Below are 25,889 nucleotides of genomic sequence, written 5' to 3'. Positions count from 1 at the left end.
GATTTTCACAAACTAATGTATTCTTGAAGCATGGCAACCACCCCCCAGCTCCAGGACCGTCCCCGGGTGCTCGTCGTCGGCGGCGGGTACGTCGGCCTGTACGTAGCACTGAAACTGCAGAACAAGATCGCGAACGCCGGTGGCATCGTCACCGTCGTCGATCCACTGCCCTACATGACCTACCAGCCCTTCCTGCCGGAAGTTGCCGGCGGAAACATCGAGGCACGCCACGCGGTGGTGTCCCACCGCCAGCACCTCAAGCAGACCGAGCTCATCCAGGGCCGCGTCACCTCGATCGACCACGCCAACCGCACTGCCGTGGTTGCCCCGGCAGACGGCGGCGAAAACTTTGAGGTGCCCTACTTCGACGTCGTCATTGCAGCAGGCGCCATCACCCGCACGTTCCCCATCAAGGGCCTGGCGGACAAGGGCATCGGCCTGAAGACCATCGAGGAAGCCGTTGCACTGCGCAACAAGGTCCTCGACCGCATCGAGGTCGGCTCCCTTATCACCGACCCCGCGGAGCGGGCCAAGGCCCTGACCTTCGTGGTTGTCGGCGGCGGCTTCGCCGGCATCGAGTGCATCACCGAGATGGAAGACCTCGCCCGCGCGGCCGTCAAGAACAACCCCCGCGTCAAGCAGGAGGAAGTCCGCTTCGTCCTCGTCGAGGCCATGGGCCGCATCATGCCCGAGGTCACCGAGAAGCAGGCAGTCTGGGTTGTGGAACACCTCCGCAGCCGCGGCATCGAGGTCCTGCTCAACACCTCGCTGGACAGCGCCGAGGGTTCCCTCAAGCTCATCAACCTGCCGGACAAGTCGCTGGCGCAGGAATTCGCAGCCGACACCCTGGTGTGGACTGCCGGTGTCCAGGCCAACCCGATGGTCCGTTCCACCGATTTCCCGCTCGAACCGCGCGGACGCGTACGGGTCCTCGCGGACCTGCGCATCGCCGGCGACGAAGGCATCATCGAGAACGCCTGGGCCGCCGGTGACGTTGCAGCTGTCCCGGACCTCACGGGCAGCGGCCTGCCGGACGGCACCTGCGTCCCCAACGCCCAGCACGCGCTGCGCCAGGCCAAACGCCTCGCCAAGAACCTGTGGGCCTCCCGCTGGGACAAGCCGCTGGTCGACTACAAGCACAAGAACCTTGGTGCCGTGGCCGGCTTCGGCGAGTGGAAGGGTGTTGCCAACATCAACCTCCTGGGCCGCATCGGCCTCAAGGGCGGCCTCGCGTGGCTGGCACACCGCGGCTACCACGGCATGGCCATCCCCACGGTGGAGCGCAAGATCCGCGTGATCATGGGCTGGATCCTGGCTTTCTTCATGGGCCGCGACACCACGCAGCTTGAAGACCTGGACAACCCGCGCGGCGCCTTCGTGGCCGCCGCCACTCCGGCTCCCAAGCCGGCTGCTGCCCCCGTCGCTGCGGCTGCGGACAAGCCCGCAGCCGCCCCGCAGGGCGGTTCCAAGGACGCTGTTGCGGCGGACGCCAAGTAGCACGGACTAACTGACGACGGCGGCCGTTCCCTTTCGGGGGAACGGCCGCTTCGTCGTTTGGCCGCCGTCCGGCTGACCGCCTGCGGCGTGGTGGGGTCCCCGGCAGCGGCGGTCCGCCAGCTTAGACTGGCTGCATGACGGGCGAAAAGAACCTCCAGACCCTGCTGGCCTCGATCCACCCCGTGCTGCGCGAAGGGGAGTATGTATACGTTCTCTGGCCGCACGGAAAACCGCTGACTGGCGGCATCGAAGCGGCCGTGCGGGAGGCCGAGGGGCTGACAGTGGTGTTGCCCCGCGCGGAGGCGGACAGGCTGGAGCTCCCTTACGATTTTGTGGCTGCCTGGATCACGCTCCAGGTCCATTCGGAGCTGGAAGCCGTGGGCCTGACGGCGGCGGTAAGCAGGGCGCTGACGCAGGCCCGGATCAGCTGCAACGTGCTGGCGGGCTTCCATCACGATCACCTGCTCGTGCCAGTGGGGGACACGGCGCGTGCCCTGGAGGCCCTGGCGGAGCTCTCGGCCGCCAACGCCCCGGAGCCTGAGCCGGTCCGGGAGCTGGTGCTGCGCAACGAGAATCCGGAAGACCGGGCAGCAATCCTCAGCCTGACGGCCGAGGCGTTCGCGGTGTCCCCGGTGACGGGGCTGCCCGTGGAAGGCCAGCCCGTGGAGGTGGAGCTGCTGCGGCAGCTCTTCGACTCCGAGGAATACCTGCCGGAGTTCAGCGTCGTGGCGGAGCTGGACGGTGAAATCGTCGGGCACGTCATCAGTACGCGGGCCTGGGTGGATGGGCTGGAGCTGCTGGGGCTCGGCCCCATCGGAGTGACCCCCAGACTGCAGCGCCACGGCATCGGCTCGGCGCTGATGCGCGAAACTGTGGTCCGGGCCAACACGGCGGGGGAGCGCGGCATCGCCCTGCTGGGGAGCACAGAATACTATCCGCGCTTCGGCTTTGTGCCGGCGTCGTCGCTGGGCATCGAGGCCCCGGACAAGAACTGGGGGGACAATTTCCAGTTTCTTCCCCTCGCGCTGTGGCCGGGCGGCGTTCACGGCACCTTCCGATACGCAGGACCGTTTGCCCCCGCGGAAGGCGATACCATTGACCGGGCGCCCCAGTAGCCCAATTGGCAGAGGCAGCGGACTTAAAATCCGCGTGTTGTGGGTTCGAGTCCCACCTGGGGTACTTAGGGCATGGAAGTGCCCGCTTGTGTGCGGGGCCCAGAGGCTGTCGCTTGCCCAAGGCGGCCGCGCTGAAGCTGTCTCCGGCCGTGGCCAAGTGACCGTCCACGCGCATACGGCCGTGGCATTTCTCCGGCCCCAACCGTTCCCTTTGTGCCTTTGCGGCGTTCCCTTGGCACTCCTGTTTCCGAGGTGCCTGTTCTGGCTGCTTCGAAGTCAGGGGCCCCAGTATCCGCAGGTGTCCCATATGCAACGAGTGTTATAAGGATGTGACCTTACTCACTTATGTTCGGGCCTGATTTGCATTAGCTTGAAGTTAAATCAGGAACACCTGACCAATCGCATCAAAGGCCGTTCGCACCTTTCGATCGAGGAGACTCTCAAATGATTTCACTCCCCCAGGCGGCGCCCCGAGTCGCTAAGCTCACAGCGCTTAGCATCGGCGTCGCCCTTCTGGCTTCGGCTTGTGGTGGCAGCTCCACCCCAACCGCGACCACCTCCGCGGCAGGCGCGGCCGGCGGCATTTCCTGCCCGGCGCCCAGCGCGACTGCTGGTGCCTCCAGCACAGCGACCGAAACCGGCGCCGTGCCGCCTTCGACGACGACCACCCCTACGCCACTCAAAATTGGATCGCTTCTGCCGACAACGGGGTCGCTGGCGTTCCTCGGCCCGCCCGAGATCGCCGGTGTTAACCTTGGCATCAAGGAGATCAATGCCGCCGGCGGCGTCCTCGGCAAGCCCGTGCAGGTCATCCACCGCGACTCCGGTGATACCAAGACTGACATCGCGACACAGTCGACCACGGCTCTGCTGGGCCAGGGCGTCAGCGCCATCATCGGTGCGGCATCCTCCGGCGTGTCGAAGACCGTCATCAACCAGATCACTGGAGCAGGTGTGCTGGAATTCTCGCCGGCCAACACGTCCCCGGACTTCACCACCTGGGACGACAAGGGCCTTTACTGGCGTACGGCTCCCTCTGACGTCCTGCAGGGCAAGGTCCTGGGTAACTACATTGCCACCTGCGGAGCTCAGACCTTGGGGATGATGGTCCTGAACGACGCCTACGGCACAGGCCTGCAGAAGAACGTGAAGGAAGCCTTCACCGGGGCCGGCGGCCAGGTCGTGGCTGAGCAGCTCTACAACACCGGCGATTCGCAGTTCAGTAGCCAGGTCGATGCCCTGGTGGCAGCCAAGCCGGACGCTATTGCGCTGATCACCTTCGACGAAGCCAAGAGCATCATTCCGCTGCTGACGGGCAAGGGCATCAAGCCGGAACAGCTGTTCCTGGTTGACGGTAACCTCTTCGATTACAGCAAGGACTTCAAGGCAGGAACCCTTAAGGGAGCTCGCGGCACGCAGCCGGGAACCTTTGCCAAGGAAGACTTCAAGAAGCAGCTACTTGCCATTGACCCCGCCCTGCGGACGTACAACTATGCAGGCGAGTCATATGACGCCGTCAACATGACTGCACTTGCGGCAGAGGCGGCAAAGAGCACGAAGGGCACGGACATTGCCAAGCAGCTCAAGGCAGTCTCCGAGGGCGGCGAGAAGTGCAACACCTTCCCGTCATGCGTCACCCTGCTCCGCAACGGCAAGGACATCGACTACGACGGCCAGTCCGGTCCGATCACGTTCTCTGACGCCGGTGACCCCACAGAGGCTTACATCGGCATCTACGAGTACGACGACACCAACAAGCCGCAGCCTGCTCAAGAAGAGTTCGGCAAGCTGTAAGCCGCTTTCCTAACCAGGTCAGAAGCCCCCGTCCGGCAGGACGGGGGCTTCTGCGTGCCCGCGGGCCTGCGTGAGGTACGTACGAGCGCGGGCGCCGAGCAAAGAGCTGCGGAGGCGGCCGGACGTGCCAGGTGCCAGGCGGAACCAGGCATGCAGAAGGGCCGCCACCGGATCGGTGACGGCCCTGGTGCTAGGTTCTGCCCGTGCGGTTAGCGCCTATTTTTCGTGTTCGTCGGCGAGCGTGCCGAGGTACAGCTGGATGACCTTCGGGTCCTTCATCAGTTCCCGTCCTGTTCCCGTGTACGCATCCTTGCCCTGGTCCAGGACGTAGCCGCGGTCGCAGATCTGCAGGCACCGGCGGGCGTTCTGCTCCACCATGATCACGGACACGCCGGCACGATTGATCTCGTGCACGCGAAGGAAGGTCTCGTCCTGCTTCACGGGGGAGAGGCCTGCCGAGGGCTCGTCCAGCAGCAGCACTGCGGGGTCCATCATGAGGGCACGGCCCATGGCCACCATCTGGCGTTCACCGCCGGACAGCGAACCCGCCCGCTGGGCCCTGCGCTTGCCAAGCTCCGGGAAAAGGCTGGTGACAAAGTCGAACCGCTCGGCGAAGTCCTTGGGACGCTGGAACATCCCCATCTGCATGTTCTCCTCGATGGTGAGCGTGGCGAACACGTTGTTGTTCTGCGGGACAAAACCCACGCCCTGGGTCACCAGCTTGTTGGCTTTGAGGCCGGTCAAGTCCTTGCCACGGACCACGACTGACCCCGAGTGCACCTTCACGAGGCCAAACATGGCCTTGAGAAGTGTGGACTTTCCGGCGCCATTCGGCCCGATGATGCCGATCAGCTCGCCTTTGCGGGCTTCGATGCTGCAGCCGTTGAGGATGTTGACCCCTGGAAGATATCCAGCCACCAGGTTGGTAACTTTGACGACGGAGTCGTCCGCTGCTGCGCTCTGTGCGGCCGGGGCCGCGCTCGTGGCACTCATGCTTTGTCCTTGTCTGTGTGGCCGGGCTCGTGCAGCTCGGGCGCCACAACGTCGACGGCAATGATGCCGGCGTTCTCCGTGCCCACGATAGATTCCTCGTCCGCGACCAGTTCCTGCTCAAGTGCCTTGATGCCTTCAGAGTCGCCGAGGTCGACGTCGTGGTGGGCGCCCAGGTAGGCGTCGATCACGGCCGGGTTCTTCATGACCTCACCCGGGGGACCCTCAGCCACGATCTTGCCTTCGGCCATGACTACCACCCAGTCCGCGATGTGGCGGACCATGTTCATGTCGTGTTCCACGAAGAGGACGGTCATGCCCTCTGCCTTGAGATTCTTGATGTGGTCCAGCAGGGACTGGGTCAGCGCCGGATTGACGCCGGCCATCGGCTCGTCGAGCATTACCAGCTTGGGCCTTACCATGAGCGAGCGGGCCATTTCGAGCAGCTTGCGCTGGCCGCCGGACAGCGATGCCGCGTAGTCGTCCTTCTTCGTGTCCAGCTTGAATTTCTCCAGCAGGACGTTCGCCTGATCGGTGATTTCCTTTTCCCGGCTGCCCCACATGCCCTTGAACAGGGCCTTGGACAGCCGTTCACCGGGCTGGTCGGAGCCGCCCAGGCGCATGTTCTCCATCACCGTCAGCTTGCCCATGACCTTGGTCAGCTGGAAGGTGCGGACCATGCCCATCCGCGCCACCTTGTAAGAGGAGACGCCGGCAATGCTCTGCCCTTCAAACTGCCATTTGCCGGAGTTCGGAATGTCGAATCCAGTGAGCAGGTTGAAGAGGGTGGTCTTGCCCGCCCCGTTAGGACCGATCAGTGCGGTGATCTTGTGGCGCGGGATCTCAAGGTACTCGACGTCGACGGCGTTGATGCCGCCGAACGTGCGCGTCACGTTTTCGGCGACGACGATGGGGTCCCGTTTCTTGCAGCCGGGGGTGTTCTCGCCGACGGCGATCGCGCGGGCGTCCGTCATGTAGTCGACGCCGGCTTCCATTGACTCTTCGCTGTGCTTGCTCATGCGAACGCCAGCTCCTTCTTGTTACCGAAGACGCCCTGCGGCCTGAAGATCATCAGCAGCATCAGGGCGACTCCCACCAGGATGTAGCGCAACTGCCCGGCCTGGACTGTGGTCAGCCAGGTCACTGCGCCCGATTCGATGAGGCCGTAGAGAATGCCCTGGGTCAGCGACAGAACCACCCAGAAGATCATGGCGCCGATAACCGGCCCCAGGACCGTGGCCATGCCGCCAAGGAGCAGGCAGGTCCACAGGAAGAACGTCAGCTCGGTGCCGTAGTTGGCAGGCTGGACTGCGCCGCGGGGGAGGGTAAACACCATGCCGGCCAGCGCCCCGACGATGCCGCCGATGACCAGCGCTTGCATCTTGTACGCGTAGACGTTCTTGCCGAGCGAGCGCACTGCGTTCTCATCCTCGCGGATGCCCTTCAGGACCCGGCCCCAGGGGCTGCGCATCAGCAGCCAGACGATGATGCAGCAGACAACCACCAGGCCCCAGCCCACGATGCGGATGAAGAAGTCGCGGTTGTTCATGCCGAAGTAGGAGCCCTCGGGGAACGGGTTCATCGAGTAGAAACCGCTTTCAAAGGCTGCGAGTCCGTTGGCCGACCCGGTCACGGAGGTGAGTTGGTTGGTGGTGACGACGTAGCGGATGATCTCCGCCGCGGCAATGGTGACGATGGCCAGGTAGTCTGCCCGCAGGCGGAGGGTGGGGATACCCAGCACCAGCGCGAACAGCACAGAGCAGATGACGGCGATCAGCAATCCCACGAAGAACGGGACGCCGAAGCTGAGGGTGGAGATGGCGAAGCCATAGGCTCCCACCGCCATGAAGCCGGCCTGGCCGAAGTTCAGCAGGCCAGAGTAGCCGAAGTGGACGGCCAGGCCGAGGGCGGCAAGTGCGTATGCGGCCGTCGTCGGGCTGAAAATTTCACTTGCTGCGCTGGAAAGAATGAATCCGAAGTCCATGGCAGCCTCCTAACCCACGCGCTCGCGTCGGCCCAGGATCCCCTGGGGCCGGAACAAGAGGACAACAATCATGATGAACAGTGCTCCCACGTATTTGAGGTCGGCTGCAAGGCCGAAGACGGTGGTCAGTTCGACGAAGATGCCGACGATGACGGATCCGATGAGGGCGCCGAAGACGGTGCCGAGGCCACCGAGGGTAACGCCCGCGAAGATGAGCAGCAGGATCTGCGAGCCCATGTCGAACGTGACGCCGGGACGGTAGTAGGCCCAGAGGATGCCGCCGAGGGAGGCAAGCACGCCGCCAACAATCCAGACGAGACGGATGACGGAGTCCACGTCAATGCCGGATGCCGCTGCCAGGGCGGGATTGTCCGCCACGGCCCGGGTGGCCTTGCCGAGCCGGGTCTTCAGGAGCACTATGCCGATCAGGCCGATCACGATTGCGCTGATCACCAGCGACCACAAGTTATTGGGCGAGATGGAGACCGGGCCGATCTGGATTTCCGCGCTTTGGGCGAAGGGCAGTTGCTGGGTGGCCCCGCCAAAGTAGAACTGGATGATGTAGCGGATTGCCAGGGCCAAGCCGATGCTGACGATCATCATGGGGACCAGTCCGGTGCCGCGGCGGCGCAGGGGCCGCCAGAGGCCGGCGTCCTGGGCATAGCCGAAGAGTCCTCCGCCCAGGAGGGCTAGGAGGATGGCCAGCCAGAACGGCAGGTTCATGGCATCGAAGATGAATACGAGCACGGCCCCGAGCGTCACCATCTCGCCGTGGGCGAAGTTCGTCAGTCCGGTGGTGCCGAAAATCAGGGACAGCCCCACGGATGCGAGGGCCAGCAGGAGGCCGAAGCTCAGGCCAGCGACCAGCCTGTTGAGCAGGTTCTGGCCGAAGTCCTGCTGTTGGACGACGATGCCCTTGCCGAAGGCGAAGATCACCGAAACGTTGGACGTCTGGCTAAACGTGACGTTCCGGGGGTTGGCCTGGCCTTCCGCGAGCTTGATGCCCTGCGGCAGGGTGGACTCGTCCAGTTTGACCTCGTAGGTGCCCTGCGACGGCACCCCTATGTTCCAGGCCCCGTTGGCACCCGACGTTGCTGTTCCAGTGAAGTCACCGTTTTTGGCCGTGATCTTCACACCTTGGATGGGGGCGCGTGCATCATCGCGGAGAAAGCCGCTGATGTTGTTCTGGAACTGCTGGTTCGACGGGGATGGTGTCGGGGATGGCGTGGCCGCCAGCGATGTTGGTGCGGCGACGAGCAGGATCGCCACGACTGCGGCGGCAATTGCCCCCATGGCCTTGAGCAATCCGGCTTGCCGTCGGCGCGGCAGGCCTCTCGGTGTGCGTCTCAAATTGAAAACCTCCACATGGGGATGGTCTGGGTTGCGTCGTTGCAACCGCTGCGAACGGAGAAGGTGACGGACGGCGGAACGGGTGGTGCAAATGGAGCGATGCGATGCTGATGGCTTGACTTCTTGTGATATCCGTCACCCTACTTCGCCCCATGTTACAGCGAGAGCAGTACAAAGTTTGCGCGTCAAGGCGGCCGCCAGATAGCGATCCGATAACGACTGTGAAGCTGGCCACAACCACTAATTCAGCCCAGCTTATGAAAACTTTTGTTGTATGCCAGTATTCCTAAACAGTCCTTCGGTGGCGGGCTGAGCGACCCGCCACGCGGCGGGTGCGTCCATGTCACGATTCCGTGTCAACGGGCCGTCCGCGGAACTTTACACACCGCTGACGCGTGGAAATTGGTAGTTTGAACTTAGAAAATCCATTACTCACCCCTTATTTGGAGGACACCCGCAATGGCACTTGGCGGAAACCCGATCTTCAACGGAAAGAATTTCCGTGAAGCCACCCAGGCACCGCCTGTCCCGCAGGCGTACGGCCAGAACCAGTACGGACAGGGCGCCTACGGCCAGGCGCCCGTCATGGACGCCCCCAGGGGCTGGGGCTCCCAGCAGCCGGGCATGACCGATGACCAGCTGCAGCAGATGTACAACCGGCCGGCCGCCGGGCCGGTCGAAACCGGCCGGATGTCCTACGACGACGTCATCGTCAGGACCGCTATCTGCCTCGGAGCCGTGATGGCAGGAGCCGCCGTCACGCTGTTCGTCGGCATGGCGCTGGCCAGCCTGCTCATGATCGTCGGCGCGCTGGGCGGGTTCGTCCTGGCCATGGTCAACACATTCAAGAAGCAGCCCTCGCCCGCACTCATCCTGGCTTACGCCGGTCTTGAAGGCCTGTTCCTCGGCGGACTGACCCGCATCCTTGACGCCTTGTACCCGGGTGTCGGGCTGCAGGCCGTGATTGGCACGCTCTCCGTCTTCGCGGTGACCCTCCTGCTCTTCCGGAGCGGCAAGGTCCGCGCCACCCCCAAGGCCATGCGCTTCTTCATGATCGCCATGATCGGCTACGCCGTGTTCGCCCTCGTGAACATGGTGATGGTCTGGACCGGCGCGGTGCAGTCCCCGTTCGGCCTCAGCACGAGCGTCGAGATCTTCGGCATCCCGCTCGGTGTTTTCATCGGCATCCTGGCCATCGGACTGGCCGCTTTCTCGCTGATCATGGACTTCACGAGCATTGAAGCCGGCGTCCGTGCCGGCGCCCCTGAGCGCTTCGCCTGGACGGCAGCCTTCGGGCTAACCGTCACCCTCGTCTGGCTGTATGTGGAAATCATCCGCCTGCTGGCGATCCTCCGCGGCGAGGACTAGAACTAAAGCCGGCCTATGCCGTCGTGATTTGAACAAAAGGAGAGGGCCCCGCCAGTTCACCGGCGGGGCCCTCTTTTTGCAGGTCCCTCACCCGGCTAGGCGGGGAGGCGGCGGGCCGGATCAGCTGAGGCGTTCCAGAACGACGGCCATGCCCTGTCCGCCGCCCACGCACAGCGTGGCCAGGCCGAGCGTTCCGTCCGTCTCGCGAAGGCCGTTGAGCAGCGTGGCGGTCATGCGGGCGCCGGTCATGCCGAAGGGGTGGCCCAGTGCGATGGCGCCGCCGTGGATGTTGAGCTTCGCGGAGTCGATCCCGAGTTCGCGGGCACTGGCCACAACCTGGACCGCGAAGGCCTCGTTGAGCTCCACTAGGTCGATGTCGCCGATGGTCAGCCCGGCGGAGGCCAGTGCCCGGCGCGTGGATTCCACGGGACCCATCCCCATCAGCTCGGGTGAGAGCGCGCTGACGCCGGTGGAGACGATGCGCGCAAGCGGCTCCAAGCCGCGTTCCCTGGCCCGCGAATCGCTCATGATGACGACGGCGGCCGCGCCGTCGTTGAGGGGGCAGGCGTTTCCGGCCGTCACGGTACCCCCGCGCCGGAAGACGGGCTCCAAAGCGCTGACGCCTTCGAGCGTGACCCCCGCGCGCGGCGAGTCGTCCCGGTCCACCACGATGCCGTCGCGCCGCCGGTAGGGCGTGATTTCCCGGGCGTAGAAGCCCGAGGCGATGGCAGCCTCCGCGCGGTTCTGGCTCAGCACGGCCCAGGCGTCCTGATCGGCGCGGCTGATGCCGTAGGACGTGGCCACATTCTCGGCCGTCTGCCCCATGGCGATGTAGATGTCCGGCATCCGGCCGCCCAGCCTCGGGTCCGTCCAGGGCGTGTTGGAGGCGGCCCGTGCGGTGGTGCGCTGGCGTGCGGGTTCGAAGAGCGGGTTGTGGTTGCCGGCGTCGGTTTCGCCTGCCCCGGCCCAGCTTTGGTACCGCGACACCGCTTCGACGCCGGCAGCCACGAAGGCCTGCCCCTCGCCGGCCCGGATGGCGTGGAAAGCCATGCGGACGGTCTGCAGGCTCGAGGCGCAGAACCTGTTGATGGTGGCGGCAGGCACATGGTCCAGGCCGGCCAGGATGGTGACCACGCGGGCCATGTTGGAACCGGCTTCCCCGCTGGGCTCGGCGCACCCGAGGTACAGGTCGTCGAGCCCGGGCGTGCTGTCCCCGGTGGGGTCGAACGCCGGCAGCTTGGCCAGCGCCGCACTCACCATGGCCGCGGCGAGGTCGTCCGGCCGCTCGTCCTTCAGGGACCCCTTGAAGGCGCGTCCGATCGGGCTCCTGGCGGTTGAAACAATGACTGCTTCCGGCATGCGCCCAGCCTACGCCCGGTGCTAGGCGAGCCGCATCGCCCCGGCCGCCGGGGTGACGGTGAAGATGTCAGGGGCGGTGTAGCCCGCCTTGGCAAAGGCCTGTTCGACGGCGGCGCGCACCTGCTGCTCCGCCGCCACCGGCGTGAGCGCGATGGCCGCCCCGCCGAACCCGCCGCCGGTCATCCGGGCCCCGATGGCGCCGTTCGCCCGGGACGTGTCGACCGCAAGGTCCAGTTCCGCGCACGAGATTTCAAAGTCGTCCCGCATCGAGGCATGGCTGGCGTCCAGGAGCCCGCCTATCGCTGCGGGACCCTGCCGGCCAAGGAGCTCCACAGTCTGCAGCACGCGCTCATTTTCCGTGACGATGTGCCGGACCCTGCGGAATGTGACTTCGTCCAGAAGTCCGCTGGCCTCCTCCAGGTCCTCCGGTCCGACGTCCCGCAGCGCCCTGACGCCCAGCACCTCGGCGCCGAGCTCGCACGACGCGCGGCGTGAGGCGTAACCGCCGTCGGCATGGGAGTGGGACACCTTGGTGTCGATCACGAGCATGACCAGTCCCGCGTTCTCCGCCTCGAACGGCACCAGCTGCACGCTTTGGTCTCGGCAGTCCAGGAACACCGCATGGCCCTTGGACCCGCGCAGCGACGCGGACTGGTCCATGATGCCCGTGGGGGCGCCCACGAAGTCGTTCTCGGCCCGCTGGGTTGCGAGGACCATCTGCTCGGCACCCAGTCCGGCGCCGGTGAGGTCGTTCAGCGCGGAGATGACGGCGCATTCGATGGCGTGCGACGAGGAGAGCCCGGCACCCAGCGGGACGTCCGAGTCCAGCAAAAGGTCCAGTCCCGGAACGTCGATGCCGCGTTGCTGCAGGGACCAGATGACGCCGAGCGGGTACTTGGTCCATCCCTTGGCCGCCCGGCCATCCAGCGAGGCGGTGTTCGCTGTCGTCAGGCCCTGGTCCCCGTAGGTGGACAGAAGCCGGACGGTTGAGTCGGGACGCACGCCGACGGCGACGCGCGCCGTCTTGTCGATGGCGAACGGGAGCACGAAGCCCTCGTTATAGTCGGTGTGTTCGCCGATCAGGTTGACCCGCCCGGGAGCCTGCCAGACACCGTCCGGGAGGCGGCCGAAGGCGGTCTGGAACTGTTCCGCGAGGTCGGTGGTGCTGACGGCGGGGGTCATGCGTGGGCTCCTTCGGTGAGGCCGGGGGCGGTCGGGGCCAGTGCTTCGGCCGGTGAGGCGGTAACAGTTCCCGGGGAAGCGGGAACGGTGACGGCACGCAGGCGTTCCGCGACCAGCTCGGGGGTGGTGTCGTTGATAAAGGCCCCCATGGCAGCTTCCGATCCCGCCAGGTACTTCAGCTTGTCGGCGGCGCGGCGGGGGGAAGTGAGCTGCAGGTGCAGGTAGCCCGCCGGTCGGAGCAGTTCGTCCACCGGGGCCTGGTGCCACGCGGAGATGTACGGGGTCGGCGTCGGGTAGAGGGCGTCCAGGCGCTTGAGGAGGTCGAGGTACACGTGCGCCAGCTCGTCTTTCTCGTCCCCGCTCAGGGCGGCCAGATCGGGGACCTGGCGGTGGGGCACCAGATGGATTTCCAGCGGCCAGCGGGCAGCGAACGGCACGTAGGCGCTGAAGTTCGAGCTTTCCATGATCATGCGGCTGCCGTCCTCGCGCTCGGCGCGCAGCAGTGAACCGGTCAGCGTCTGCCGGCCGCCGGCGTCGTCATAGAACCTGCGGGCGGCCGCGCCCATCACGGCGGCGCGGGGCGTGACGTATGGGTAGGCGTAGATCTGGCCGTGCGGGTGGTGCAGCGTGACACCGATGTCGGCTCCGCGGTTCTCGAACGGGAAGACCTGCTTGATGCTCGGCAGTGCGCTGAGGGCAGCGGTGCGGTGCGCCCAGGCCTCCACCACCGTGCGGGCGCGGGTTTCACTGAGGCCACTGAACGAACCGGTGTGCTCGGGCGTAAACGTCACCACTTCGCACCGGCCGAAGGCGGGTCCCGTGGTTCCCCAGCCCGGATTGTCCGGGACAGGACCCACTGCCGGACCAAGGGATGGGAAGCGGTTCTCAAACACCGCGACGTCGTAGTCCGGCGCCGGGATCTCCGAGGGATTGGCGTCCGTGGTGGGGCAGATCGGGCACTGGTCCGCCGGCGGCAGGTGTGTGCGGGTCTGGCGGTGCGCTGCCACGGCAACCCATTCGCCCGTGAGGGCGTCGAACCGGACTTCGCCGGGCTCGCCCCTGGGCGGCAGGTCCCGGTGGTCCCTGGTGGTTTCCACGGACCGCGGCCGGGCGGAGCCGGCGTCGTCGAAATAGAGCAGTTCGCGGCCGTCTGCTAGCTGGGTGCTGGTGATGTGGGTCATGCGTCGTGTCCTTTGTACGCGGAAACCTGCGGCGTCCGGCTGGAAGGGAGGGGGGAACGGAGTTGTGCCGAGGGGGCTGCCGCTATGCGCAGATCACCGACAGCCTGTCTTAGTACGTCGGCGGCCTCATGCCGGGCGCCGCGGGTGGCGATGCCGGAATCGGTAATCAGGGTGCCGATGGACGCGAGCGGCGCGATTCCCGCCAGGCCCACAACGCCGTACTTTGACGCATCGGCGAGCACCACCAGCGCACCCGAAGCGCCAATCATGGCTGCGTTGGCCTCTGCTTCCAGAAGGTTCGGTGAGGTAATGCCGGCTTCAGGGTCAATGCCGTGGACTCCCATGAAGCAGAGGTCCGCATGAAGGTTTTCCATGGCGTGCATGGTGACCGGTCCCACGAGAGCCTCGGACGGAGTGCGCTGCCCGCCCAGCACCAGAGTCCGGATGCCGCCGCGCGCGGCTGTGGCCGCGGTTGCCGGGCCCACGGTCCCGGGGACAAGGGCGTTGGCCACCATGATGGAGTTCGTGGCCACCGTCAGCCCGAGATCGCGGGGGAGGAGGCGGGCAAACTCGTACGTGGTGGTGCCGCCGGAAATAAGCAGGGTCATGTCCGGCCGCAGCAGGCTCAGCGCCTCCGCGGCGATGGCCTGCTTTGCCTCGGTCTCCTGTGCCGACTTGCTGACAAACCCGGGTTCGATGGCGCTGAAGGTGCCGGTCCGGGTAGCGCCGCCGTGGACGCGAAGCAGCTGGCCCTCCGCATCGAGGGTGTCGATGTCCCGGCGCACAGTCATTTCGGAGACTCCGAGCACGCCCGCCAGGTCCGCCACGCGGACGGTGCCGCTGGATTGGAGTTCCTGGAGGATCAGGTGCCGCCGCTGGGTTGCGAGCAAGGCTCCTCCTTCCTGTCTGTGGGGCGTATCACCATTGTGGCACAAAACGATCAAAAACAAATACTTTCTAACAAAAGATAACAAGCCGGCCTGCCGGCCGCACGGCCCGGGAGCGTTGTACGGTAGGTTCCATGACTCCCGCCGCCGCTCCTGATCCCAGCGAAAACCACTCGGAACCCAGGCGCTACGCCTCAGGCCGGCAGTACGAACTGAGGCGCGGCGACGCGCTCGCAGTCGTCACCGAGCTCGCCGCGGGCCTCCGTTGGTACAGTCGCGCCGGCATCCAGCTGACCGAGACGTACGGCGATTCGGACATCCCGCCCGGAGCCACCGGAATCACGCTGGCGCCATGGGCCAACAGGGTTGAGGACGGCGTCTGGCACCTTAACGGCAAGAAGCAGCAGCTGGACATCACGGAGGTCTCGCGGAACAACGCAAGCCACGGGCTCCTGCGCAATGCGTCGTACGCGCTGGTCACGGAATCCGAATTCTCCGTGACCCTTGAGGCTCCGGTGTTCCCGCAGCACGGATATCCGTTCCTGCTACGCCACCGCGTGGAGTATTCGCTTGCCGATGACCTGGGGCTCGTGGTGCGGCAGACGCTGATCAACGATTCCCGGGCCGACGCACCCTTCGTGCTGGGCGCCCATCCGTATCTCCGCCTCGGCGAAACTCCCAGCGAAGAGCTCACCCTGACGGTCAGCGGCGCGACGCGGCTGGTGGCCGACGGCAGGCTCATACCGCGCAGCTCCGAACCCGTCAGCGCCGACAGCGACCTGCGGGACGGGCGGAACGTGGGGGACCTCGACGTCGACGTCGCCCTGACTGATCTGCAGTTCGACGGCGGGATCGCCCGCCACACGCTGTCGGCGGCGGACGGCCGGAGCGTCAGCCTCTGGCAGGACGAAACATGCCGGTTCGTCCACGTGTTTGTGACCCGGGAATTCCCGGGCCGCACGAAGGCCGTGGCCATCGAACCGATGACCGGTCCGGCAAACGCCTTCAACTCGGGCGACAGCCTGCGGTGGCTGGCGCCCGGCGAATCCTTCACCATGACGTGGGGAATCGGCGCCGCCCTGGATGCCGCCGCCTAGCGTTTTCTGATCCGGCGGGCGCCGTGCGGGCAACCTGGGCCCGGTATTCCGCGACGCCCCGTTTCCCATTGCCGCAAGGCTAGGGAATTATTGGGCTATGACGCCAGCCAAGGACGCCACACCCGAAGAATTCCCCAGCGCAACGAGAGTGCCGCCGCCCGCCGGACCGGTGCAGCCGGCCAGATCAGACCGGGACCTGGAGGAGGACATTCCCTACGGCGTCCGCATCGCGGCCGCCTGGGCGTGGCGCCTTGGACTGATCCTGCTGATCAGCGCTGCCCTCATATGGCTGCTCGCCAAAGTCACCTTCCTCATTATTCCTGTCATGGTGGCAGCCCTGCTGGCCGGCCTGCTCAGCCCGGTAACAAAGTGGCTGCGGAAGCGGCGCCTTCCGAACGGCCTGGCCGTCGCTGCGACGGTCCTGGGCTTCGTCGGACTGATCGCCGGATCGCTGGCACTCGTCGGGCGGCAGCTGGCGCTGGGCTTCCAGGAACTGTGGACTGAAGCGCTGACCGGCGTCCAGCAAGTCCAGGACTGGCTCGCGGAGGGGCCGCTGCACCTCACCGCCGCACAGATCGACAAATACATCGAGGAAGCGACGGCTGCGCTGCAGAACAACAGCAGCAGCATCCTGAGCGGCGCGCTCTCCTTCGGCAGCACCGCCGGACACTTTGCGGCCGGACTGGTGCTGGCGCTCTTCATCCTGATCTTCTTCCTCCTTGAAGGCGACCGCATCTGGCTCTTCCTGGTCCGCCTCCTGCCCAGGCGGGCGCGGATCCCCGCCGACGGAGCCGGCCGGCGCGGATGGGCGTCGATGGTCAGCTACGCCCGGATCCAGATGTTCGTGGCCTTCGTCGATGCCTTGGGCATCGGAGTGGGCGCGGCCATCCTCGGCGTCCCCCTGGCACTGCCCCTGGGTGTGCTCGTCTTCATCGGCTCGTTCATTCCGGTGGTCGGTGCGCTCGTGACGGGCGCCATCGCGGTGCTGCTGGCACTGGTCTCCAACGGCCCCGTGAACGCGCTGATCATGCTCGGGATCGTCCTGCTGGTCCAGCAGCTCGAAAGCCACATTCTCCAGCCGCTGGTGATGGGCAAGGCCGTCGCGCTGCATCCCGTGGCCGTGATCCTGTCCGTCGCCGCCGGCTCCTATCTCGCTGGAATCCCGGGCGCGCTGTTCTCCGTTCCCATCCTGGCCGTAGCAAACTCGGCGATTCGCTATATTGCCGGCAGAACGTGGGAACATGAACTTGTGCCGGCTGCCGCGGATGGCAGTGCCATTGCAGGTTCTGCCGGTGCCGGGCTGGACAACACGTTCAGGGAAGTCCGGCTGCCGGGTGCGCATCCCGGCCACGTTAAAGATGCCGATCGTATAACGGGGGCTCCGGGCAGCACTGCCGCTCCGGGCTCCGACGTCGAATCCCCCAAAGGAGAATAGTTCGTGAACACCCCTGAAAGCCTTCCCGTCACGCTGGACGATGTCCTTGAGGCGCAGAAGCTGCTTGACGGGATCATTACCCGGACACCGGTGGAATCGTCCAGGGCCCTGGGCGGCATGGTAGGCGGGGACGTCTTCTTCAAGTGCGAGAACCTCCAGCGCGCGGGTTCCTTCAAGGTGCGCGGTGCCTATGTCCGGATGGCGCGGCTTTCCGAGGCTGACAAGAAGCGCGGAGTGGTGGCAGCCTCGGCCGGCAACCACGCCCAGGGAGTGGCCGTCGCGGCCAAGAGCCTGGGGATCAAGGCGCGGATCTACATGCCGCTCGGCGTGGCCCTCCCCAAGCTCGCCGCCACCCGCAGCCACGGCGCGGAGGTTGTTCTTCACGGTCACAACGTGGACGAGGCACTCGCGGAGGCCCAGCGCTACGCGGACGAGACCGGCGCCGTCTTCGTCCACCCGTTCGACAACGTGGACGTCGTGGCCGGCCAGGGAACGGTGGGCCTTGAAATCCTCGAACAGATCCCCGACGTCGACACCGTCCTCATGGGCGTCGGCGGCGGCGGCCTGCTGGCCGGCGTGGCCGTCGCCATCAAGGCCAGGGCCAAGGAGCTGGGCCGGGAAATCCGGATCATCGGCGTCCAGGCCGAAAACGCCGCCGCGTACCCGCCGTCGCTCGCCGCTGACGCGCTCGTGCCGCTGAAAAAGGTTTCCACCATGGCCGACGGCATCGCCGTCGGCCGTCCCGGGCAGCTGCCGTTCAGCATCATCCGCGAACTTGTCGATGACGTGGTCACGGTCAGCGAGGATTCGCTCGCCAGGGCACTCATCTTCCTGCTGGAGCGGGCCAAGATGGTGGTTGAGCCTGCCGGTGCCGTAGGCGTCGCCGCGCTCATGGACGGCAAGATCGAAAACCCCGGAACGACGGCGGTGGTCCTGTCCGGCGGCAACATCGACCCCATGCTGATGCTCAAGGTCATTCAGCGCGGCCTGTCCGCCGCCGGCCGCTACATGACCGTTCGCATGATGCTCGATGACCGCCCGGGTTCGCTGGCCACCATCGCCCGGATCATTGCCGAGAACGACGCCAACGTGACCGGCCTTGACCACACGCGGGTGGGCGGTTCCATCAGCATGGGAGACGTCTCCATCACCGTGAACCTGGAAACCAAGGGCCACGAGCACTGCGAACAGGTCCTGGGCGCCCTCCGTGCCGAGGGCTTCCAGCCGATCGTGGTGCACTAGGAGCCGGCATGCTGGACACCCCGGGAGACGCTCCGGCAACGCGGGAAACCCCCGCGGCCCGGGCCAAGGGCGGGCTGCTGGTGGTCGGGTCCTTCGTGGTGCTGCTGTTCGCCATTGAGCTGGTGAACATGGTGACGCTGCACGCCCTGAACGGAGTGTTCGGCCTCAGGCCGCGCAGCGCCGACGGCGTCCTGGACATTTTCACGTTCCCGCTGCTGCACGCAAACCTGAACCATGTCCTCTCCAACGCGCTTCCCCTGATCATCTTCGGATTCCTGGTCTTCATGTCCGGGCTGCGCGTCTTCCTCACCGCGGTGGCCTGCAGCTGGCTGGGTTCCGGCGCCGCCGTCTGGCTGATCGGCACCGGGGGAGTCACGGTGGGCGCCTCCGGCCTGGTCTTCGGCCTGTTCGCGTTCCTGCTGGTGCGCGGATTCTTCAACCGCAACTGGTGGCAGATTCTGCTGTCCGTGGTGCTATTCATGGCGTACGGCAGCATCCTCTTCGGGCTGATTCCCAGCGTGGCAGGCTACGTTTCCTGGCAGGCGCACCTCGGCGGCGCCGTCGGAGGCGTCCTCGCTGCCCTGGTGCTGAAGGCGCGGGTTGCTGCCCGCCGCTAACAAGGGTTAAACGGCGACGCCGGCCGTCCCCGCGGAAGGGAGGCCGGCGTCGTGCGTTATTCAGTACCGCCGCAAGTGGCGGGAGAAATGCTTAACCCGCGTACGGCTTGGCGGACAGGATCTCCACGGTGATCTCCTTGCCGTTGGGGGCGGTGTAGCTGAGCTTATCGCCCTCCTTGTGTCCCACGATGGCGGCGCCAAGCGGGGACTTCTCGCTGAAGACGTCGAGATCGGAGTCCCCGGCGATTTCGCGTGAGCCGAGCAGGAAGGTTTCTTCGTCGCCGGCGATCCGGGCAACGACGATCATGCCTGGCTCCACGATTCCGTCATCAGCGGGGGCCTCGCCGACGTGGGCGTCACGGAGCAGGGCGGTGAGCTGGCGGATGCGGGCCTCGATCTTGCCCTGTTCCTCCTTGGCCGCGTGGTAACCGCCGTTTTCCTTGAGGTCTCCCTCTTGGCGCGCAGCTTCGATTTTCTGGACGATTTCCGCCCGGCCGGCGCTGGAAAGGTGGTCCAGCTCTGCCTTCAGGCGGTCAAAAGCTTCCTGGGTAAGCCAAGCTGCAGGCGCGCTGTTGGTGGTAGACACGGACTTCTCCTCTAGTGGTCAAAACAAGCAGTCATACAAGCAAAGACCCCGCCACGGTGGCCACTTGTGGAACTCAGTAACCAACTCAGCGGGGTAAAGGTATTGATCCATTGTAGTCAATCCTGTGGACAAAACCCAACGACCGAGCGGCGTGGGTCACATACCTTCCCTACTTTGCCGCGTCCTTCGCGGCGTCCGGGATCCAGCAGTTGTCCACGACTCCGGACACGGCCTGCGATTCGGTGCGCAGGACGGCGCGCTGGGCCACGGTGCGGCCGCCGTCGGCGCCCTGGTCCTGCTGCGAGTCCGGCTGCACCGGCGGAATGTCAACCACCTTCCAGCCGACCACGGCGAACTTGGAATCGAGGGCCTTGACAGCGCACTTCACCGCAGTGCCGGGTTCCCGAATGACCTGGAAGTCCACCTCGGCCTTCGTGGCATCAACTGTGCTGTAGCCGATGTCCTTGAACGTGACGGACGACGTCGCCGAGGACGTGGACACCCATGCCAGGAAACCGATCCCGGCCGCCAGGGCGGCAACTCCCGCCCAGCGTTTGGCTTTTGCGGACAGCCCGCGCTTTGGACCGCCATAGCGATTGGCTAGGCTAATGTCTGCAGGCTGGGGAGCGCCCGACTTGTCCTCGGTAGTCACCACTCCAGTTTAGTGGTGATCCGCAGGGGAATTATCCGGCCACAGACACCGCAGCCGGCAACCGGCAACCGTAGAAAGAGGAGCAGTCCCCGATGACAGCGTCCACCAGCCAGTCACCTTCGCTTCGCCTTTTGGCCGTCCATGCGCACCCTGACGATGAATCCAGCAAGGGCGCAGCGACCATGGCCATGTACGCGGCCAACGGAGTGGACGTCATGGTTGCGACCTGCACGGACGGCTCCCGCGGCGACATCCAGAATCCGGCGATGGAGGGCGAACCGCACCCGAAGCGGGACATGGCCGGCGCCCGCAGGCTCGAAATGAACCGGGCCGCCCGGATCCTGGGCGTCCGGCAGCGTTGGCTTGGCTTTGTGGATTCCGGGTTGCCTGAAGGCGATCCGCTTCCGCCGCTGCCCGCCGGGTCCTTTGCCCTGCAGCCGCTGGAACGCGCCGCCGCGCCCCTGGTGCGGCTGGTCCGTGACTTCAAGCCGCACGTGATTGTCAGCTACGACGAAAACGGCGGCTACCCGCATCCGGACCACATCATGGCCCACCGTGTGGCCGTGGAAGCCTTCGACGCGGCGGGGGATCCGGCGAGGTATCCGGGCACCGGGGAGGCCTGGGCGCCCAGCAAGCTGTACTACGACCGCGCCTTCAGCCCCGACCGGTTCCGCGCCCTGCACTTCGCCCTCGAGGAGGCGGGCCTCCAATCGCCCTATGCCGAGCGCCTGGCAGCGTGGCTCGAGACGGATGCCGAGGGGCACACCCCGCCCCGGCCGGCCCACGAGACCACGACGCAGGTGGACTGCGGCGACTACTTCGAAGCACGCGATGACGCCCTTCGCGCCCACCGCACGCAGGTGGACCCGCTGGGGTTCTTTTTCGCGGTGTCTGCCGATATGCAGCGGCGCGCGTGGCCGTGGGAGGACTACACCCTCGTCCGGTCCCTGGTGCCCGCCGAACTCCCCGAGAAGGACCTGTTCGCGGGGCTAAGATAGAGACAAGAGATCATTTCTATCCCGTGTAGAAAAGTGCGGGGTAACAACCAACAAGGCCAGGCGTCCCGCGCCCGGCTCCTGAGAAGGTTCCAACAGTGCACCACTTGCTCATCGCCCTGGCTTCGTCCCCGGCACCCTCGCCGTCGCTGCGCCCCGGCGTCACCGAGGACCAGGTGACCCCCGGCCTCCTCGGATTCCTGCTGACGGCGTTCATCGTGGTGCTCACGGCGCTGCTGATCGTGGACATGGTGCGGCGCATCCGGCGCGTGCGTTACCGCGCCCAGGTGGAGGAAGATCGCATGGCAGCGGCCGAAGCCGCCGACATCGCCCACGACGACGCCGCCAACGGCAATGCAGGCCGACAAGACACCTGACCCCGGCACGGGTGACAACGGCCGGGGAACCGGCCAGCCCGGGGAATCCCGGCCGCCCGTGGAAGCCCGGCGGCAGGGACACAACGCGCTGGGCGGGGAACCGTCGGCCTACCTGCGCCAGCACGCCCACAACCCCGTGCACTGGCAGCCGTTCGGCGACCAGGCCTTTGCTGCCGCCGCCGCCCGGGATGTCCCGGTGTTCCTCTCCGTGGGCTACGCCGCCTGCCACTGGTGCCACGTCATGGCCCACGAATCCTTCGAGGACGACGCAACCGCCGAATACCTGAACAGCCACTTTGTCGCGGTCAAGGTGGACCGGGAGGAGCGTCCTGACGTCGACGCCGTGTACATGACCGCCACGCAGGCGATCAGCGGCCAGGGCGGCTGGCCCATGTCCGTGTTCCTGACCCCCGATGGCCTTGCGTTCCACGCCGGAACGTACTTTCCGCCCCGGCCAATGCCCGGCCGCCCGTCGTTCCGCCAGGTGCTCGAGGCCGTGCACGACGCCTGGACCGAACGCCGGGACGCGGTGGAGGAGAACGCCCGCTCACTCGCGCGCAACATGGGCGACGCCCAATTGTCCGCCGCGGTGGACCTGTCCGGGCCGCCCGAGCTGATCGACGCCGGCGTGTTGCCCGCCGCCGTCCGCTCGCTGGCCGCCGAGGAGGATTCCGACGGCGGATTCGGCAACGCCCCCAAGTTCCCGCCGTCGGCCGTACTGGAGTTCCTGATCAGGCACGCGGCAGTCCCCTCGGAAACAGCAGGGGAGGCTCGGGACATGGCGGGCCGCACCCTCGCGGCCATGGCCCGGTCGGCGCTCTTCGACCAGCTCGACGGCGGGTTCGCCCGATATTCCGTGACCCGGGACTGGTCCGTTCCCCATTTCGAGAAAATGCTCTACGACAACGCGCAGCTGCTCAGGGTCTATGTGCACTGGATCCGGCTGGGCGGAACCGCAGGTTTCCCCGCGGCCGAGGCGGCCGACGTCGCCGGGCGCACCGCCGACTGGATGCTGGCGTCGCTGGGGCTGCCGTCCGCAAACGGCCGCACGGCAGACGCCGGATGCGTTGCCCTGGCGTCCTCGCTGGATGCTGATTCGGTGGTGAACGGGGAACACCACGAAGGCGCCAGCTACCTGTGGACACCCGGTGGCCTGGAGCAGGTGCTCGGCGCCGCCGATGCTGCCGCCGTCGCCGGGATGATGAATGTCGGCGCCTCCGGAACCGCTGTCTCTTATACACATCTAGATGTGTATAAGAGACATCCCGGCCGGGCGCTGTCCGGAGAGGAAGCAGAGGCCTGGGCACGCGCGCGGCCACGGCTTCTGGCGTCCAGGGCGACCCGTCCGCAGCCAGCCCGGGACGACAAAGTGGTGGCCGGATGGAACGGCCTGGCCGTGGCGGCACTCGCCGAAGCCGGAGCGGTCCTGGGCCGCCCGGAGCTCGTAGCTGCAGCGGTGCGCATCGCGGACTACCTGGAACAGGTCCACTGGCGGGCATCGGCCGGGAACCCCGCGGACGGGGAACTGATACGCGTTTCGCATGACGCTGTGGCCCGGGGGATCGGCGGCCTGCTCGAGGACTACGCGTTCTGCGCGGACGGATTCCTGGCGCTTTACTCTGTCACGGGAGATGCCCGCTGGTACGGACTGTCCGAAGCGGTGATTTCCGCAGCCTGCAGGCGCTTCGTGGCCGGCGGCAGGCTCACGGATTCCGCCGGGGAATCAGGACAGGTTTCCAACGCCCAAGGCGGGCAGCCGGGACTGGACCCCTTTGATAACGCAACGCCCAGCGGTGCTGCAGCCTTCGCCGGGGTTTTGCTGGGCTATGCCGCCCTGTCGGGGTCCGCAGAACACCTGGTCATGGCCGGAAACATCCTGTCGCTCGTGCGTCCGCTCGCAGCACGCGCGCCCCGCGTGGCCGGGCTGGCTGCTGGCCACCGCGCAGGCGGCGCTGGCGGGCCCGGTGGAGGCCGCCGTCGTGTCTCTTATACACATCTAGATGTGTATAAGAGACAGCCGAAAGGGACTCGCTTCACCGGGCGTTGCTGCTGGCCCCGAGCCCCGGACTGGTGGTGGCGGTATCCGGCGGCCGTCCGGCTGCAGATGCCCCTGGGCAGCCGGAGGCTGTGCCGTTGCTGCGGGGCAGGACGGCCGGCGCCGACGGGGCGCCGCTGGTGTATGTGTGCCGCGACATGGTCTGCGACATGCCGGTGGCAACCGTATCCGACGTGCTGGAACGGATCAGCTCAGCACCGCGATGACAATCGCCACGAAGTGGGCTGCGAAGGCGAGCACGGTGAAGGCATGGAACAGTTCGTGGAAGCCGAAGTGCTCGTAGCTGATGTTCGGTTTCTTGAGCGCATAGAACACGGCGCCGGCGATGTACAGCGCTCCGCCGATGCAGATGAGCAGGGCGGCAGGGACGCTTGCGGCGAAGAAATCAGGCAGGTAGAAGAGCGAACCGCAGCCAAGGGCAATGTAAATGGGGACGTAGAGGCAGCGGGGCGCATTGGTCCACAGGAGCCGGAACAGCACCCCCAGGATGGCGCCGGACCAGATCAGCCACAGCAGCAGCACCGCGGTGGGCCTCTCAAGAAGGCTCCAGGCCAGCGGGGTGTAGCTGCCGGCGATCACGAGCATGATGTTGGTGTGGTCCAGGCGCTTGAGGACGATCTTCACGCCGGGGGACCAGTTGCCGCGGTGGTAGACGGCGCTGATGCCGAACAGCAGGACGCCCGTGAGGGCGTAAATGGCGGACGTGAGTTTGCGGTCCGGCGTGGGTGCCAGAACAACCAGGATGATCCCCGCGGCGAGGGCCAGCGGCGCGGTGACCGTGTGGATCCAGCCCCGCCACTTGGGCTTGATCATCAGCAGTTCGGCAATGCGGACCGCGGCGCCGTCCACGGCGCTCGGCTGTGGTTCCGTGGCGCCGGAGCTTCCGTCGGGGGCGTTGCTCTTCATGTCTCCAGAATAACCTACGCTCCAGTAAGTTACTTGCTGGTAACATTTCGCCGGGCGGTGGCAGCGCCCCGAAACGGCGCCGGCGGGGCCGATGTGTGCACGCGGCCGCTTCGTCCGGGCGGTAGCCTAGGATTTGCATTGAAGTCATTGAGCCAGGAAGTCAGGTGAATCTCCGGATGGAATTGCCCGGGTTCCTCTATGGCTTCTATGAACGCAAGCTGCTCCGCTCGCTGGAACCGGAACGCATTCCCAGGCACATCGGCGTCATGGTGGACGGCAACCGGCGCTGGGCCCGGCAGTTCAACGCGCCCACCAGCCAGGGGCACCAGGCCGGCGCGGACAAGATCCACGAATTCCTCGGCTGGTGCCAGGAACTCGGGGTCAGGGTGGTCACCCTCTACATGCTGTCCACGGACAACATGAACCGCTCGGGCGAAGAACTGGACCTGCTCATGGGGATCATCGCGAACACGCTGGACCGCCTGGACGAGGACGCCGACATCTCGGTCCATGCCATGGGCGCGCCGGAACTCCTGCCTGACTACCTGGCCGAGCGGCTCACCTCGTTGACGGCCCGAACGCCGGTGCGCGAGAGGCTCCACGTCAACGTGGCAGTCGGCTACGGCGGCCGCCGCGAAATCGTGGACGCCGTGCGCGAGCTGCTGCATGATGCCGTGGCACGCAAGGCGGATATCGGCGAGCTCGCCGACAACCTGTCGGTGGACGACATTTCCCGGTTCCTGTACACGCGGGGCCAGCCGGACCCGGACCTTGTGATTAGGACCTCCGGCGAGCAGCGCCTGTCAGGGTTCCTCATGTGGCAGAGCGCCTACAGCGAGTTCTACTTCTGCGAGGCGCTCTGGCCGGCGTTCCGGAAGGTCGATTTCCTCCGCGCGCTGCGCGACTACGCCGGCCGGCAGCGGCGGTTCGGGACCTAGTCTCCCGCCGGGGCCTGACTTCCGCCTGAACTTCTCCCGCCGGAACCTCCTCTGCGGGGTCGGCCGTGCCCGCGGGGCGCCGCAGGGCGCGCCGTTAATCTCGAATTCACATGACGGCAACAGGAATCGCCGGACGAAGGCTTTGGAAATTAGTTCGGGGAGATTTACGTTAAAACCATCAGCAGGCAAACCGCCGGCTGATCGGGGAGGCCAGTACATGGAGCGAATCATCGCACCGGTTGTATGGGAGGCCGAGCCCGGCCTCCAGGCCGAGCCGCCTC

The 25,889-nt window shown here is 66.2% G+C and carries 22 protein-coding genes, 1 tRNA gene and 1 pseudogene; 13 read left to right on the top strand and 11 right to left on the bottom strand.

Features of this window, described 5'->3' with window-relative positions:
• Nucleotides 1-30: 30 nt before the first annotated feature.
• From B1A87_RS12405 to B1A87_RS12390, 4 genes are all read left to right on the top strand, one after another.
• Nucleotides 31-1,497: an NAD(P)/FAD-dependent oxidoreductase gene (locus B1A87_RS12405; protein WP_078030139.1), complete on the top strand. Its 1,467-nt coding sequence runs from the start codon at nt 31-33 to the stop codon at nt 1,495-1,497.
• 134 nt (nt 1,498-1,631) lie between these two features.
• The gene (locus B1A87_RS12400; RefSeq protein ID WP_078030138.1) at nt 1,632-2,612 is read left to right on the top strand and encodes an N-acetyltransferase; all 981 of its coding nucleotides are present in this window, start codon (nt 1,632-1,634) and stop codon (nt 2,610-2,612) included.
• Nucleotides 2,603-2,676: transfer RNA gene (locus tag B1A87_RS12395), tRNA-Leu, on the top strand. Before B1A87_RS12400 ends, B1A87_RS12395 begins: the two co-directional genes overlap by 10 nt.
• A gap of 380 nt (nt 2,677-3,056) precedes the next feature.
• Nucleotides 3,057-4,406 (top strand): ABC transporter substrate-binding protein, encoded by a 1,350-nt coding sequence (locus tag B1A87_RS12390; RefSeq protein WP_078030137.1) that lies wholly within the window; start codon nt 3,057-3,059, stop codon nt 4,404-4,406.
• 216 nt (nt 4,407-4,622) lie between these two features.
• On the opposite strand, the gene B1A87_RS12385 is transcribed toward B1A87_RS12390, so the two are convergent.
• The 4 genes from B1A87_RS12385 to B1A87_RS12370 are packed head-to-tail and all read right to left on the bottom strand — an operon-like array spanning nt 4,623 to nt 8,673.
• A complete protein-coding gene (locus B1A87_RS12385; protein ID WP_078030136.1) occupies nt 4,623-5,399 on the bottom strand; it encodes an ABC transporter ATP-binding protein in 777 nt (258 codons plus the stop codon).
• Nucleotides 5,396-6,415: an ABC transporter ATP-binding protein gene (locus tag B1A87_RS12380; protein ID WP_078030135.1), complete on the bottom strand. Its 1,020-nt coding sequence runs from the start codon at nt 6,413-6,415 to the stop codon at nt 5,396-5,398. The genes B1A87_RS12385 and B1A87_RS12380 overlap by 4 nt, the downstream gene beginning before the upstream one ends.
• Nucleotides 6,412-7,380, bottom strand: a complete 969-nt coding sequence (locus B1A87_RS12375; RefSeq protein ID WP_078030134.1) for a branched-chain amino acid ABC transporter permease — start codon at nt 7,378-7,380, stop codon at nt 6,412-6,414. The genes B1A87_RS12380 and B1A87_RS12375 overlap by 4 nt, the downstream gene beginning before the upstream one ends.
• A gap of 9 nt (nt 7,381-7,389) precedes the next feature.
• The gene (locus tag B1A87_RS12370; protein WP_078030208.1) at nt 7,390-8,673 is read right to left on the bottom strand and encodes a branched-chain amino acid ABC transporter permease; all 1,284 of its coding nucleotides are present in this window, start codon (nt 8,671-8,673) and stop codon (nt 7,390-7,392) included.
• Between the two features lie 516 nt (nt 8,674-9,189).
• On the opposite strand from B1A87_RS12370, the gene B1A87_RS12365 reads away from it, so the two are divergent.
• Entirely contained in the window at nt 9,190-10,098 is a 909-nt protein-coding gene (locus B1A87_RS12365; RefSeq protein WP_078030133.1) for a Bax inhibitor-1/YccA family protein, read from the top strand.
• A gap of 120 nt (nt 10,099-10,218) precedes the next feature.
• Here B1A87_RS12365 and B1A87_RS12360 read toward each other — a convergent pair whose 3' ends face one another.
• From B1A87_RS12360 to B1A87_RS12345, 4 genes are read right to left on the bottom strand one after another with little or no spacing between them, the layout of a single operon-like run.
• The gene (locus B1A87_RS12360; protein WP_078030132.1) at nt 10,219-11,457 is read right to left on the bottom strand and encodes an acetyl-CoA C-acetyltransferase; all 1,239 of its coding nucleotides are present in this window, start codon (nt 11,455-11,457) and stop codon (nt 10,219-10,221) included.
• Between the two features lie 21 nt (nt 11,458-11,478).
• The gene (gene galK / locus B1A87_RS12355; protein ID WP_078030131.1) at nt 11,479-12,639 is read right to left on the bottom strand and encodes a galactokinase; all 1,161 of its coding nucleotides are present in this window, start codon (nt 12,637-12,639) and stop codon (nt 11,479-11,481) included.
• A complete protein-coding gene (galT, locus tag B1A87_RS12350; protein ID WP_078030130.1) occupies nt 12,636-13,820 on the bottom strand; it encodes a galactose-1-phosphate uridylyltransferase in 1,185 nt (394 codons plus the stop codon). The genes galK and galT overlap by 4 nt, the downstream gene beginning before the upstream one ends.
• A complete protein-coding gene (locus B1A87_RS12345) occupies nt 13,817-14,710 on the bottom strand; it encodes a DeoR/GlpR family DNA-binding transcription regulator (protein WP_078030129.1) in 894 nt (297 codons plus the stop codon). Before B1A87_RS12345 ends, galT begins: the two co-directional genes overlap by 4 nt.
• A gap of 131 nt (nt 14,711-14,841) precedes the next feature.
• Between B1A87_RS12345 and B1A87_RS12340 the strand changes: the two genes are divergently transcribed.
• The 4 genes from B1A87_RS12340 (at nt 14,842) to B1A87_RS12325 (ending at nt 19,098) form a co-directional block, all read left to right on the top strand.
• Complete coding sequence (locus B1A87_RS12340) at nt 14,842-15,804, top strand: aldose 1-epimerase family protein (protein ID WP_078030128.1); 963 nt, start codon at nt 14,842-14,844, stop codon at nt 15,802-15,804.
• A 97-nt stretch (nt 15,805-15,901) separates the two neighbouring features.
• A complete protein-coding gene (locus tag B1A87_RS12335) occupies nt 15,902-17,239 on the top strand; it encodes an AI-2E family transporter (RefSeq protein WP_078030127.1) in 1,338 nt (445 codons plus the stop codon).
• Between the two features lie 3 nt (nt 17,240-17,242).
• Nucleotides 17,243-18,481 (top strand): threonine ammonia-lyase, encoded by a 1,239-nt coding sequence (ilvA, locus tag B1A87_RS12330; protein ID WP_078030126.1) that lies wholly within the window; start codon nt 17,243-17,245, stop codon nt 18,479-18,481.
• Between the two features lie 8 nt (nt 18,482-18,489).
• Nucleotides 18,490-19,098 (top strand): rhomboid family intramembrane serine protease, encoded by a 609-nt coding sequence (locus tag B1A87_RS12325; RefSeq protein ID WP_078030125.1) that lies wholly within the window; start codon nt 18,490-18,492, stop codon nt 19,096-19,098.
• A 91-nt stretch (nt 19,099-19,189) separates the two neighbouring features.
• On the opposite strand, the gene greA is transcribed toward B1A87_RS12325, so the two are convergent.
• Nucleotides 19,190-19,684, bottom strand: coding sequence for a transcription elongation factor GreA (gene greA / locus B1A87_RS12320; protein ID WP_078030124.1), 495 nt, complete (start codon nt 19,682-19,684; stop codon nt 19,190-19,192).
• A 169-nt stretch (nt 19,685-19,853) separates the two neighbouring features.
• Nucleotides 19,854-20,336, bottom strand: a complete 483-nt coding sequence (locus B1A87_RS12315; protein ID WP_078030123.1) for a DUF4307 domain-containing protein — start codon at nt 20,334-20,336, stop codon at nt 19,854-19,856.
• A gap of 92 nt (nt 20,337-20,428) precedes the next feature.
• Between B1A87_RS12315 and mca the strand changes: the two genes are divergently transcribed.
• From mca to B1A87_RS25025, 3 genes and pseudogenes are all read left to right on the top strand, one after another.
• A complete protein-coding gene (mca, locus tag B1A87_RS12310) occupies nt 20,429-21,334 on the top strand; it encodes a mycothiol conjugate amidase Mca (RefSeq protein ID WP_078030122.1) in 906 nt (301 codons plus the stop codon).
• Nucleotides 21,335-21,429: 95 nt separating this feature from the next.
• Nucleotides 21,430-21,708, top strand: coding sequence for a hypothetical protein (locus B1A87_RS12305; protein WP_078030121.1), 279 nt, complete (start codon nt 21,430-21,432; stop codon nt 21,706-21,708).
• A pseudogene (locus B1A87_RS25025) lies at nt 21,686-22,213 on the top strand (DUF255 domain-containing protein); the annotation flags it as partial. The gene B1A87_RS12305 and the pseudogene B1A87_RS25025, both read left to right, overlap by 23 nt.
• Nucleotides 22,214-23,950: 1,737 nt before the next feature.
• Here the strand turns inward: B1A87_RS25025 and B1A87_RS12295 are convergent.
• Nucleotides 23,951-24,592, bottom strand: coding sequence for a hemolysin III family protein (locus B1A87_RS12295; RefSeq protein ID WP_078030207.1), 642 nt, complete (start codon nt 24,590-24,592; stop codon nt 23,951-23,953).
• Nucleotides 24,593-24,846: 254 nt separating this feature from the next.
• Here B1A87_RS12295 and B1A87_RS12290 point away from each other — a divergent pair, with 254 nt between their 5' ends.
• Nucleotides 24,847-25,608, top strand: coding sequence for an isoprenyl transferase (locus B1A87_RS12290; RefSeq protein ID WP_144275802.1), 762 nt, complete (start codon nt 24,847-24,849; stop codon nt 25,606-25,608).
• The last annotated feature ends 281 nt before the right edge of the window (nt 25,609-25,889 follow it).

The organism is Arthrobacter sp. KBS0703 (assembly GCF_002008315.2).
Taxonomy (GTDB): Bacteria; Actinomycetota; Actinomycetes; order Actinomycetales; family Micrococcaceae; genus Arthrobacter.
Note: the sequence above shows the minus strand (reverse complement) of the source record. Positions and strands in the feature narration are given on the sequence as shown.